We start from the raw sequence: 12,120 nt of genomic DNA on the forward strand, positions 1-12,120 counted from the left end.
ACTGGCTGATCGGCGCCCCGGTCAAGCGGTCACTGATCGCCTACGACCACTGACCGGGACACACAACAACTCCCATCAACGATCTAGCCCGCGAACGCAGGCGCCGCAGGGCCCGGCCACCCGGAGCGCCCCGAGTCCAGGGGCGGTGCGGCCGCGGTGCGCGAGGCGGCGCGGTCAGTAGCGGGCGGAGCGGGCCAGCTGTCCGATGGAGCGCGAGAGCACGTCGTCGACGAACGCCTCGACCTCGGGCCAGCGGTCGTCGGCGGCGTCGGTGGGCACCAGGGTCACGCAGTCGGCGCACCCGGGTTCCAGGACGTCCATCGCGCCGTCCTCGGCGTTCAGCCGGCCGTCGGCCGTCACGGCGAGCACCCCGGTGGCCGAGGACCCCACCTCCTGGACGAACACGGTCAGCCGCAGGACGCCGTCGGCCAGGTCGACGTCGAGCGAGGCGTGCCACTCGTTGGCGCCGGGGCTGAACAGCGCACGCCTGGCGGAGTCGCGGCTGCGCTCGGCGGTGGCGGGTACGGCCGCGGTCCGGGTGCGGGTGGCGGTGGCGGAGTCGTCGGCCGGCCCTGCGGGAGAGGGCGCGGCCCCTGATCCGGAGGGGCCGCCCCCGGCGGGGTCGCTCGGCGTGGCGAAGGCCGGGCCGCCCGTCGAGCTGCTGACCACGGACCGGCACGCGGGGTCGAGCTCGCGCAGGACCAGGTGCAGCGGTGCACAGCGCAGACGCAGGTGGTCGACGATGCGGCGGTGGACCGCGGCGGCCAGGCGGCCGCTCTCGCCGCGGCGGGCGGTCGGCACGCGCGAGGGCCGGCTCAGCTCGGAGCGCAGAGCGGCGGTCTCCAGGTCGGCCAGCAGCAGCACCAGGGGGGTCAGCCGGTCGTCCTCGGTCCCGGCCGAAGCGCGCAGCGCAGAGGCGGGTGCGCCGTCGGGTGTCGGGGCCGGGACCGCGGGCGTGCCGCCGGCCGCGACAGGCCAGGGCATGGCACCCCCGCCGGCGGCGGAGCGCGACGGAAGGTCGAGCGGACAGCGGCTGTCGATCGCCGGCGGCGGCAGGTCGGAGCGGATCAGCGAGAGCGAGGCCAGCCACCACGGCAGGGGGCGCAGGTGCGCGGGCGGGCCCGGCCGGTCCGGGGCGGCCGCGCCCGACTCCCCGGTCGCGGCGGGACGCGCCGAACCGGTCATCATCGCGTCGGTGCAGGTCGCGAAGAGGTGTGCCGCGCGGATGACCGGATGGGTCTCGACGGCCGCGGCCTCGGCCAGCAGCTCGCCCACGCCCTCCGGGGCGGGCAGCGGCGGGCCGAAGTCGGGTGCCCCGCGCGCCAGCGCCTCGAAGTAGCCCGGGGTCAGGCGGACACCGGAACGGCAGTCCTGGGCCACGGCCAGGAACGCGTCCTCCTCGGCGGCGATCGCATCGGAGGCGGCGGTGTCCTGGTCGGCCAGCCGCCGCAGCTCCTCGATGCGCCGGCGCGCGCTGCGCCGGTTGACCGCCGGGTCGTCGGTCCGGTCGCCGTAGCGCCGGTTGTCCGCCCACACCTCGCGCAGCCGGTCGAGGTTGCCGAGTCGCCTGCGCACGGCGTCGGGGAAGCTCTCCGGAGCAAGGGCGCGGCCGCGTCGTCGGGTGTCCACGCTGTCACCGTAGCCAGCGGCACGGCCGATAAAACCCGGCTTGTGATGATCCTTCCAGGGATCGCGGGGAACGGTCCGGGGCCGCCGCAAGCTAAGGATCCGGCCTCGAATCGGCCAACACAGAGCGAACACGCCGATCCCGGGCCCTGCGGCCCGGTAACCTTCCACCGCGGCGCGCCGTCCCCGAGCGGCCGCTCGCCCCCGGAGTTCGGCCGCGCGGGTCAACCGGCGGCGTTTGCCGGGCAACCGGAGGCGCGCGCCCCGCGTCCCCGACTTCGTCACCTTCGCGCGTCGGCGGTGCTGGGCCGCCGATCCCGCCGCGCGTTCGCCTGCCCGGCACGGACAGTGAATGGAGTGGCCGCTCCCGTGCAGATGTCATCAGGCTCCGCTGCGCAGCCACAGGAGCCTTCGGGCACCGCCGAGCGCGGTGCGGGCACCGGCCGGAGCTCCGGTTCCGGGTTCCGCCCCGAGCTCCAGGGGCTGCGTGCCGTCGCGGTGCTGCTCGTGGCCGTCTACCACATTTGGCTGGGCCGGGTGTCCGGCGGTGTGGACGTGTTCCTGCTGCTCACCGGCTTCCTGATCACGGGCTCGCTGCTGCGCGCGGTGGAGCGGGGCGGCCGCGTCGACTATGCCGCGTTCTGGTCCCGGCTGGTCAAGCGGCTCTTCCCCGGCGCGGCGGCGGCGCTGGCCGGCATCCTCGCGGCGAGCTACCTGTTCCTGCCCGCCACGGCTTGGCGCGACGCGATCTCGGGGACGATCGCATCGGCGCTGTACTTCCAGAACTGGCACCTGGCGCTGAGCTCGGTGGACTACCTGGCGCAGAACAGCGGGGCGGGCCCGGCCCAGCACTTCTGGTCGCTGTCGGTGCAGGGGCAGTTCTACCTGGTGTGGCCCGTGCTCATCACCGCGGCCGCCGCCCTGGCGCGCGCGGCCGGATGGCCGCTGCGGCGCGTGGTGACCGCGGCCCTCGCCCTCGTCTTCGCCGCCTCGCTGGCCTACTCCGTGGCCGTCACGGCCGCCGACCAGCCCTGGGCCTACTTCGACACCGGCGCCCGCCTGTGGGAGCTCGCGCTCGGCGGACTGCTCGCCCTTGCCCTGCCGCACCTGCGCCTGCGCCGCCTGCCGCGCATCCTGCTGGGCTGGGTCGGACTCGCGGCCCTGGTCTCCTGCGGCCTGCTGGTGAACGTCTCCACGCTGTTCCCCGGCTTCATCGCGCTCTGGCCCACCCTCGCCGCCGCGGCCGTGATCGTCGCGGGCAGCACCGGCTCGCCCCTGGCCGCCGACCGGCTGCTCAACCTGCGTCCGCTGCACTACGTCGGCGACCACGCCTACGCGCTCTACCTCTGGCACTGGCCGGTGCTGGTCTGCTACCTGGAGGTCACGGACCGCACCCAGCCCAGCCTCACCGGCGGCTGCCTGGTGCTGGCGGTGTCGATGGCGCTGGCGGTCGCGACGCGGTGGGTCGGCGAGGACGGGGTCGACGCGTTCACCCGCGCCCGCCCGGGCCGGCTCTGGTCGGTGTCGGTGGGCGCGGCGTGCATCGTCCCGGTCCTGGCCGCCTCGGGCGTGTGGTCGGGGTACCTGACCCACCAGCAGCGCCAGCAGGAGCTGGCCGCGACGCAGGCCCAGGCCGCCGACTACCCGGGCGCGGCGGCGCTGGGCGCGGCCGCCACCGCACCGGCCCAGGCCCAGGACGTGCCCGTCTACCCCGATCCCGCCAACGCCTCCGAGGACGTGCCGGTCACCTACACCGACGGCTGCAACCAGGGGATCCCGGAGTCCGAGGTGCTCACCTGCTCCTACGGGCCCGAGGACCCCGTCCGCACGATCGCGCTCGTCGGAGCCTCCCACGCCGCGCACTGGTTCCCGGCGCTGCGCGAGATCGCCCGCGGCGAGCACTGGCGCGTCGTCAACATCATCAAGGGTTCGTGCCTGTTCACGGCCGCCGACCAGCTCCGCCACGGGCAGGCCTACGAGTCGTGCGCGGTGTGGAACTCCGGTGTCATGGCCGAGCTGGCCGACCTGCGCCCCGACGCCGTGTTCACCACGGCGACGCGCACCAACCTCGACGCCGGGTCGGGGCCGGTGGGGGAGTCGGTCGTCGAGGGCTACGTGTCGCGCTGGCGCGAGCTGGACGCCATGGGCATCGAGGTGATCGCCGTGCGCGACACCCCGCGGCTGGACTTCAACGCCCCCGACTGCCTGGCCGAGAACCGCCCCGAGGACTGCGTCGGCCAGCGCCACCGGTCCATGGCGCGCACCTCCCCGCTGGAGCGGATCGACGACCTGCCCGGCAACGTCGCCTACATCGACCTCACCGACCTGCTCTGCCGGGGCGACCGGTGCCCGGCGGTGATCGGCAACATCCTCGTCTACTGGGACAGCGCCCACATCACCGCCACCTACATGCGCACGCTCGCCCCCGTCCTGCGCGACCGGATCGAGGCGGAAGCAGGGCTGTGACCGGCGCCGGGGCCGCGTGCGGGCGGCCGCTCAGCCCTGCGCCGGGCGCCCGCCACCGGGCGGCTGCTCCCTGCGCTGGAGGAGCCGCAGCGCCTTCTGCTTCTCGAAGTCCATGGCGCGGGCCGGCGCCGGCGCCAGGCGGCCGACGCGCTCGCCGAACGAGCGGACCTGGGCGAGGACCGCGGGCTCGGCGAGGACGCGCAGGGCGAAGGCGAGCGCGGCCGGGGGGATGCCGTAGGAGCGCTCCAGGTCCAGGCCGGCCGACACCGCGGCGAGGTCGTTCCCGCTGAAGCGCCGGTGGCGGTGGCCGCGGCCGGTGGGCTGCTCCTTGGTCGGGGGGATCAGGCCCAGCGCCTCGCGGTAGCGCAGCATCCGGGCGGTCGTGCCCAGCCGTTCCGCGGCGGCCGAGATCGGTATCGCCGGAGGGGCCTCGGAGGGGCCGCCCGAAGGGCGCCGGCCGGCCGGTCCCCCCTCCGCCGGGCCCCGAACGTGAGGGGGGTCACCCCGCTCCTCGGATCGGGCGGGGACGGTCGGTCCGAAGTGCGCGGAATAGGAGGTTGTCGCGCGATTGTCTGGGTGCGCCATGGGTAGCAACTGTAGTCCTTCGGAGCCTTCCGGCACAGGGAATCTGACACCGCAGCGTCAAATTCGCTCCCGTGGTCGTGCTTCGGTCGGGCACCCCGTCCTAGACTCGGTGCGCATCCACCCAGGAGGAGTAAAGACGCATGTCCTTCGACTACAAAGTCGCTGACCTGTCCCTCGCCGAGTTCGGGCGCAAGGAGATCCGGCTCGCCGAGCACGAGATGCCGGGGCTCATGGCCACCCGCGCCGAGTACGGCGCCTCTCAGCCGCTCAAGGGCGCGAAGATCATGGGCTCCCTGCACATGACCGTGCAGACGGCCGTCCTCATCGAGACCCTCGTCGCGCTCGGCGCGGAGGTCCGCTGGGTCAGCTGCAACATCTTCTCCACCCAGGACCACGCCGCCGCCGCCGCGGTGGTCGGCCCCAACGGCACCCCGGACAACCCCCAGGGCGTGCCGGTCTACGCCTGGAAGGGCGAGACCCTCGAAGAGTACTGGTGGTGCACCGAGCAGGCGCTGACCTGGCCCGGTGGCGAAGGCCCCAACATGATCCTGGACGACGGCGGCGACGCCACCATGCTCGTCCACAAGGGCGCCGAGTTCGAGAAGGCCGGCGCCGTGCCGTCGCCCAGCGAGGACGACGCCGAGGAGTTCAAGGTCTTCCTGAGCCTCCTCAAGAAGAGCGTCGCGGCCGACCCGCAGAAGTGGACCCGCGTCGCCTCGCGCATCAAGGGCGTCACCGAGGAGACCACCACCGGTGTGCACCGCCTCTACGAGATGCACCGCGACGGCAAGCTGCTCTTCCCGGCGATCAACGTCAACGACTCGGTCACCAAGAGCAAGTTCGACAACAAGTACGGCATCCGCCACTCGCTGCCGGACGGCATCATGCGCGCCACCGACGTCCTGATCGGCGGCAAGATCGCGCTGGTCGCCGGCTACGGCGACGTCGGCAAGGGCTCCGCCGACGCGCTGCGCGGCCAGGGCGCCCGCGTGGTCGTCACCGAGATCGACCCGATCAACGCCCTCCAGGCCGCCATGGACGGCTACGAGGTCGCCCGGGTCGAGGACTACATCGAGACCGCCGACATCTTCATCACCACCACCGGCAACTTCGACATCTTCACCGCCGACCACATGAAGCGGATGAAGCACCAGGCCATCGTCGGCAACGTCGGCCACTTCGACAACGAGATCGACATGGCCGGCCTGGAGAAGACCCCGGGCATCAAGAAGACCGAGATCAAGCCGCAGGTCCACGAGTACGCGTTCCCCGACGGCCACACCATCCTGGTGCTGTCGGAGGGCCGCCTGCTCAACCTGGGCAACGCGACCGGTCACCCCAGCTTCGTGATGTCCAACAGCTTCACGAACCAGACGATCGCCCAGATCGAGCTGTTCACCAAGAGCGCCGAGTACCCGCTCGACGTCTACACGCTGCCCAAGCTGCTGGACGAGAAGGTCGCCCGGCTGCACCTGGACGCCCTCGGCGTGCGCCTGACCGAGCTCACCAAGGAGCAGGCCGCCTACATCGGCGTCGACGTGGCCGGCCCCTATAAGCCCGACCACTACCGCTACTAGTAGCGGTACGGGTTACACGGGATCTGGGACACTCTCCGGATGGCATTCCCAGACAGTGACGTCGCGGACCTCGGCCTGGCCCAGGCCGGGGTCCGCCGCGTCGAATGGGCCGAGCGCGCGATGCCGGTGCTGCGCAAGGTGCACGACCGCTTCGCCGCGGACCGGCCGATGGCGGGCCTGCGCGTCGCCGCGTGCATGCACGTCACGGCCGAGACCGCCAACCTGCTGCGGGCGCTGAGCGGCGGCGGCGCCGAGATCGCGCTCGCGGCCTCCAACCCCCTGTCCACCCAGGACGACACCGCGGCGGCCCTGGTCGCCGAGTACGGGATCTCGGTCTTCGCGCGGGCGGGCATCGACCCCGCCTCCTACGACCGCAACCTGGCCGCCGTCCTGGAACGCCGCCCGCACCTGCTGCTGGACGACGGGTGCGACCTGGTCAACATCGCCCACATGGAGCGCCCGGAACTGCTCGACGAGGCGCTGGGCGGCTGCGAGCAGACCACCACGGGCGTCATCCGGCTGCGGCGGATGCGCGCCGACGGCGCGCTGAAGCTGCCGATGGTCGCGGTCAACGACACCGCCACCAAGCGGATGTTCGACAACCGCTACGGCACCGGCCAGTCCACCCTCGACGGCATCATGCGCGCCACCAACGCGATGATCGCCGGCCGCACCGTCGTCGTGGCCGGGTTCGGCTACTGCGGGCGCGGCCTGGCCGAGCGCGCCCGCGGCATGGGCGCGCGCGTGGTCGTCACCGAGGTCGACCCGGTCAAGGCGCTGGACGCGGTGATGCAGGGCTACACGGTGCTGCCCATGGACGAGGCGGCGCCCATCGGCGACGTCCTGGTCACGGTGACCGGAAACCGCGATGTGGTCCGCGCCGAGCACCTGGCCTCGCTCAAGGACGGCGCGGTGCTGGCCAATTCGGGCCATTTCGACGTCGAGATCGACCTGCCCGCCCTTGAGGCGATGTCCGTGGACATCCGCCGAGAGGTGCGCCCGCAGGCCGACGAGTACGTCCTGGCCGACGGCCGCCGGATCGTGCTTCTGGCCGAGGGGCGCCTGGTCAACCTGGGTGCCGCCGAGGGCCACCCCGCCGCGGTGATGGACATGTCCTTCTCGGTGCAGGCGCTGACGGTGGCCTGGCTGGCCCGCAGCGCCGCCGACCTGCAGCCCGGCGTCCTGGAGGTGCCGGGCGGCATCGACACCGAGGTTGCGCGCCTGGAGCTGGAGGCCCTGGGCGTGGGCGTCGACCGGCTGACCCCCGAGCAGGAGGACTACCTCAACTCCTGGCAGGAGTGAGCCGCGGGCGCCTGCCCGCGGCCGTGACCGGCGGATTGGGCTAGCCCGGCCCGCGGCCGCCGTCGGGTGCGCCGCGGTGGTCCCCGCCCGGCGCCTGCGGCCGGTACCCGCCGTAGGGTGCCTGCGCCGGCGGTCCGCCCGGGCCGTAGGCGGCCGGCCCGGGCGGACCGCCGGGGCCCTGCCGGGCCTCCGGGTGCTGCTCGCGCAGCCGGGCCTGGCGCTCCTCCTCGCGGCGGCGGCGCTCGGCCAGCACCGCCGCGAGGAACTCCGGGGGAGTGGTGCCGGGCGGCGGCGGAGGGCTGACGGAGGCGGCCACCAGGTCGGCGATGCGCACGCCCATCCGGTAGCGCGACTCCTCGGCCAGCTCGCCGAAGCGCAGCAGGTATTGGCGGGCCATGCCCGCTGTCTCCGGCGACAGCTGCGACAGCTCGGCGCCGCGCGCCCAGTCGGCCAGGTGCGGAGGCATCGGCAGGCGGTCGTCGGGGCGCCGGGCGGCGCGCTCGTGCACCACCAGGGTGCCGGCGACGAAGTCGCCCACCCGGCGGCCGTCGCGGTTGACCAGCGACGTGATCAGGGCGACGACGCCGGAGGTGATCCAGATCTCCACCGCACCGGCCAGCGCCCGGCCCAATGCCTGGCGGAACCGCTCCGGGGAGCCGTCGGTGCCCACGACCCGCAGCCCCAGCGCCATCTTGCCCAGCGAGCGCCCGCGGGTGAGGGTCTCCATCGCGGTGGGATAGCCCACCAGCACCAGCACGCTCAGTCCCAGGTTCACCGCGGCCGTGGCCGCGGCGTCCAGCCCGCTCGCCACCAGTGCGGTCAGCGCTGCGGCGGCGAACAGGGCCACGACCTGGACGGCGGCGTCGACGAGCAGGGCCGTCATGCGGCTGGCGAAGCCGGCCGGGCGCAGGTCCAGTACGACAGCGTCGCCGGTGACCAGGGACGACTGGTCGTCGGGGAGTCCACCGCCCGCGTATGCCACCGCTGTCCGCCTCCGTAGGTCCGCTGCGGGCGCGCCCCATTCGTCCCGCCTGCCGTGCTCCCTCCAGTCTGTCAGGAGACGGCCGGCGCCGGTGACACGCACGCCTCCCGCGGTCCCGCCGGCCCCGGACCGTTCCGCGGGGCCGTGCCCGCACGGCCGCCGACACGCGGCCGCAGGGGCTGCCGGTAGAGTCGCCCGCGTGGATCTGGACGTCTTCGCCGCCGCGCACCGCCCCGAGTGGGAACGCCTCGACAGCCTCGTGCGCCGGCGCCGCCGCCTCAGCGGCACGGAGGTCGACGAGCTGGTCGACCTCTACCAGCGCGTCTCCACGCACCTGTCGGTGGTGCGCTCCGCGGGCCAGGACCCCGGGCTGGTCGGCCACCTCTCCGGGCTGGTGGCGCGGGCGCGCTCGGCCGCCACAGGCGCCCACGAGTCCTCCTGGCACGACGCCGCGCGGTTCTTCACCGACACCTTCCCGGCCGTGCTGTACCGGCTGCGGTGGTGGTGGATCGCCGCCGGCCTGGGCACCGTCGCCTTCTCCGCCGTGATCGCGGCCTGGATCGCCACCGACCCGCAAGTGCTGGCCGCGGTCGGGACCCCCGAGGAGATCCGCGCCTACGTCGAGAACGACTTCGCCAACTACTACGTGGAGCACCCCGGCGCCTCCTTCGCCGCCCAGGTGTGGACCAACAACGCCTGGGCCGCCGCCCAGGCGCTCATCCTCGGCGTGTTCCTGTGCCTGCCCACCGTCTACGTGCTCGCGCTCAACGGCGCGAACCTGGGTGTGGGCGCGGGGATGATGTTCGCCAACGGCAAGGGCGACGTCTTCCTCGGCCTGATCCTGCCGCACGGGCTGCTGGAGCTGACAGCGGTGTTCGTCGCCGCGGGCGTGGGCCTCAAGCTCGGCTGGACCCTCATCGCGCCCGGACCGCGCCCCCGCCTGCGCGCGCTGGGCGAGGAAGCGCGTCCGGCCATCGCGGTCGCGCTCGGCCTGGTGCTCGTGCTGTTCGTCTCCGGCCTGATCGAGGGCCTGGTGACCGGCTGGGTGCACACCACCTGGCTGCGCATCGGCATCGGTGTGGCCGCCGAGCTGCTGTTCTTGGCCTACGTGTTCGTCGTCGGCCGCGCCGCGCACAACCGGGGCGTGACCGGCGACATCGCCGCCGCGCCGCAGGCGGCCCCGGTCGCGGGCTGAGCGACCGGGGCGGGAGCGTCGGCGGCTACAGCCGCCCCTGTGCCTTGAGGCCGATGTAGGCGTCGGCCAGCGCCGGCGCGATGTGCTCGGGGTCGGCGTCGACGACCTCCACGCCGTGGCGGCGCAGCTCGGCGGTGATGCGGCTGCGCTCGCCCAGCGCGCGCTCGGCCGCCGCGGCCTCGTAGGCGGCCCGGGCGGTGCCGCGCGCCGCGGCCATCTCGCTCACCCGGGGATCGCCCACGGCCGCGACCATCAGCATGTGCCGCGAGGTCAGCGCGGGCAGCCGCGGCAGCAGGCCCTCCTCCAGCGCGGCCGCGTTCAGGTCGGTCAGCAGCACCACCAGCTGGCGGGTCCGGCTGTGCCCGCCGAGGATCGTGGCGACCAGGCCGGCGGGGTCGGACTCCACCAGCTCGGCCTCCAGGGGCGCCATCGCCTGCACGATCTGGGGGACGCGGCTGCCGCGGCCCTGGCTGCGCACCTGGGCGCGCACCCGGCGGTCGTAGGCCAGCAGGTCCACCCGGTCGCCGGCGCGGCCCGCCAGGGCCGCCAGCAGCAGTGCGGCGTCCATGGCGTGGTCCAGGCGCGGCACGTCGCCCACCCGTCCGGCCGAGGTGCGGCTGGTGTCGAGCACCAGCAGGATTCTGCGGTCGCGCTCGGGCCGCCAGGTGCGCACCACGACCGCGTCCCTGCGGGCGGTCGCGCGCCAGTCGATCGAGCGCACGTCGTCGCCGGGCACGTACTCGCGCAGGGAGTCGAACTCGCTGCCCTGGCCGCGCACCAGCGCGGTGTGCTGGCCGTCCAGCTCGCGCAGCCGCGAGAGCTTGCCCGGCAGGTGCCGGCGGCTGTGGAAGGGCGGCAGCGCCCGCAGCGTCCACGGCACCGCGTGGGTGCACTGGCGTGCGGCGAGCCCCAGCGGCCCGAGGCTGCGCACCGTGACCCCGGCGGCCGCCTGGTCGCCGCGGCGGGTGGGAGTGAGCTCGGTCACCACCCGTACCCGGCCGCCGCCGGGCACGCGTACCGGCCGCCGCGGCGGCCGCGCGCCGGCGCTGGGCGCCCACGCGTCGCGGAGTACGCCGCGCAGCCGGCGGCGCGCGGGGTTGGCGACCACGAGCGCCACCTCGGCGGTCTCACCCAGCCGGACGGAGGTGTCGCCGGAGCGCTCGAAGCGCAGGGCGCGCGGGCTGGGTGCCAGGAGAACGTCGGCCAGGACCGCCGCCGCGAGCAGACCCGGCACCGCCCAGGCGATCCAGGCCCCGACCGCGCCCGCCACCAGCACCGCGAGCGCGGCGGCGAAGGCGGCAAGCACCGCACGCCCCGTGATCGCCATCCTCGCTCCCTTCCGTGCCTTTCGACCTGTGCGGAGGCGGTGGGCCGCCCGCCGCGGGGCTGTGGATCAGCGGGGCACCGGCACCGACGCCAGCACACCGTCGAGCACCCCCGCGCTCGTGGCACCCTCCAGTTCGGCCTCGGGGCGCAGCGCCACCCGGTGCCGCAGCGTCGCCTTGGCGAGCGCCTTGACGTCGTCGGGGGTGACGTAGTCGCGCCCGGACAGCCACGCCCAGGCCCGGCTCGTGCGCAGTAGCGCGGTGGCGCCGCGCGGGGAGGCGCCCAGCTGGAGCGAGGGTGAGCCGCGGGTGGCGCGGCAGATGTCGACGATGTAGCCCAGCACCTCGGGCGCGACCGCGGTCGCGGCCACGGCCGCCCGGGCGGCGCGCAGGTCCTCGGCGCCCGCCACCGGCCGCAGCCCGGCCGCGTCCAGGTCGCCGGGGTCGAATCCCGCGGCGTGGCGGCCCAGCATGTCGACCTCGTGGGCGCGCTCGGGAAGCGAGACCACCAGCTTGAGCAGGAACCGGTCGAGCTGGGCCTCGGGCAGCGGATAGGTGCCCTCGTACTCCACCGGGTTCTGGGTGGCGGCCACGACGAAGGGGTCGGGCAGCGCCGCCGGCTCGCCCGCGACGGTCACCTGGCGCTCCTCCATGGCCTCCAGCAGCGCCGCCTGCGTCTTGGGCGGCGTCCGGTTGATCTCGTCGGCCAGGAACAGGTTGGTGAAGACCGGCCCCTCGTGGAACTCGAACTTGGAGGTGCGCGAGTCGTAGACCAGCGAGCCCGTGACGTCGCCCGGCATCAGGTCGGGGGTGAACTGGACGCGCTTGTGCTCCAGCGACAGTGCAGCCGAGACCGCGCGCACCAGCAGCGTCTTGGCGACGCCCGGCACGCCCTCCATCAGCACGTGGCCGCGGCACAGCAGCGCCACGACCATGCCGGTCACGGTCTCTTCCTGGCCCACGACGGCCTTGGCGACCTCGTGGCGCAGCGCGGTCAGCGCGGCTCTGGTCTGTTCGGCCTGCCCGGGCTCGGGCGGGCCGTCGGCGGGGAAGGCGGTCACT

At 74.4% G+C, this 12,120-nt stretch carries 9 protein-coding genes; 4 read left to right on the plus strand and 5 right to left on the minus strand.

What is annotated here, in order from left to right; all coding sequences use genetic code 11:
- Positions 1 to 174: 174 nt before the first annotated feature.
- Positions 175 to 1,629, minus strand: coding sequence for a hypothetical protein (locus ABEA15_RS23125; protein ID WP_345559014.1), 1,455 nt, complete (start codon positions 1,627 to 1,629; stop codon positions 175 to 177).
- A 372-nt stretch (positions 1,630 to 2,001) separates the two neighbouring features.
- On the opposite strand from ABEA15_RS23125, the gene ABEA15_RS23130 reads away from it, so the two are divergent.
- Positions 2,002 to 4,092 (plus strand): acyltransferase family protein, encoded by a 2,091-nt coding sequence (locus ABEA15_RS23130; RefSeq protein WP_345559044.1) that lies wholly within the window; start codon positions 2,002 to 2,004, stop codon positions 4,090 to 4,092.
- 30 nt (positions 4,093 to 4,122) lie between these two features.
- Here the strand turns inward: ABEA15_RS23130 and ABEA15_RS23135 are convergent, their stop codons facing one another.
- Entirely contained in the window at positions 4,123 to 4,509 is a 387-nt protein-coding gene (locus ABEA15_RS23135; protein ID WP_344142011.1) for a MerR family transcriptional regulator, read from the minus strand.
- A gap of 308 nt (positions 4,510 to 4,817) precedes the next feature.
- On the opposite strand from ABEA15_RS23135, the gene ahcY (ABEA15_RS23140) reads away from it, so the two are divergent.
- Positions 4,818 to 6,254: an adenosylhomocysteinase gene (gene ahcY, locus ABEA15_RS23140; RefSeq protein WP_344141660.1), complete on the plus strand. Its 1,437-nt coding sequence runs from the start codon at positions 4,818 to 4,820 to the stop codon at positions 6,252 to 6,254.
- Between the two features lie 39 nt (positions 6,255 to 6,293).
- The gene (gene ahcY / locus ABEA15_RS23145) at positions 6,294 to 7,556 is read left to right on the plus strand and encodes an adenosylhomocysteinase (protein WP_345559016.1); all 1,263 of its coding nucleotides are present in this window, start codon (positions 6,294 to 6,296) and stop codon (positions 7,554 to 7,556) included.
- Positions 7,557 to 7,596: 40 nt separating this feature from the next.
- Here the strand turns inward: ahcY (ABEA15_RS23145) and ABEA15_RS23150 are convergent, their stop codons facing one another.
- Entirely contained in the window at positions 7,597 to 8,538 is a 942-nt protein-coding gene (locus ABEA15_RS23150) for an RDD family protein (RefSeq protein WP_345559019.1), read from the minus strand.
- Between the two features lie 199 nt (positions 8,539 to 8,737).
- Here ABEA15_RS23150 and ABEA15_RS23155 point away from each other — a divergent pair, with 199 nt between their 5' ends.
- Complete coding sequence (locus ABEA15_RS23155; protein WP_344141657.1) at positions 8,738 to 9,733, plus strand: stage II sporulation protein M; 996 nt, start codon at positions 8,738 to 8,740, stop codon at positions 9,731 to 9,733.
- 25 nt (positions 9,734 to 9,758) lie between these two features.
- Here ABEA15_RS23155 and ABEA15_RS23160 read toward each other — a convergent pair whose 3' ends face one another.
- Both ABEA15_RS23160 and ABEA15_RS23165 read right to left on the minus strand, forming a co-directional pair.
- The gene (locus tag ABEA15_RS23160) at positions 9,759 to 11,060 is read right to left on the minus strand and encodes a DUF58 domain-containing protein (protein WP_345559021.1); all 1,302 of its coding nucleotides are present in this window, start codon (positions 11,058 to 11,060) and stop codon (positions 9,759 to 9,761) included.
- A gap of 66 nt (positions 11,061 to 11,126) precedes the next feature.
- Positions 11,127 to 12,119: an AAA family ATPase gene (locus ABEA15_RS23165; RefSeq protein ID WP_345559023.1), complete on the minus strand. Its 993-nt coding sequence runs from the start codon at positions 12,117 to 12,119 to the stop codon at positions 11,127 to 11,129.
- Position 12,120: the final 1 nt, after the last annotated feature.

The organism is Streptomonospora halophila (assembly GCF_039542725.1).
Classification (GTDB): domain Bacteria; phylum Actinomycetota; class Actinomycetes; order Streptosporangiales; family Streptosporangiaceae; genus Streptomonospora; species Streptomonospora halophila.

Coding starts and splice junctions, on each gene's coding strand:
- ABEA15_RS23130 (WP_345559044.1), top strand. CDS start 2,002: ATGTCATCAGGCTCCGCTGCGCAGCCACAGGAGCCTTCGGGCACCGCC.
- ahcY (WP_344141660.1), top strand. CDS start 4,818: ATGTCCTTCGACTACAAAGTCGCTGACCTGTCCCTCGCCGAGTTCGGG.
- ahcY (WP_345559016.1), top strand. CDS start 6,294: ATGGCATTCCCAGACAGTGACGTCGCGGACCTCGGCCTGGCCCAGGCC.
- ABEA15_RS23160 (WP_345559021.1), bottom strand. CDS start 11,060: ATGGCGATCACGGGGCGTGCGGTGCTTGCCGCCTTCGCCGCCGCGCTC.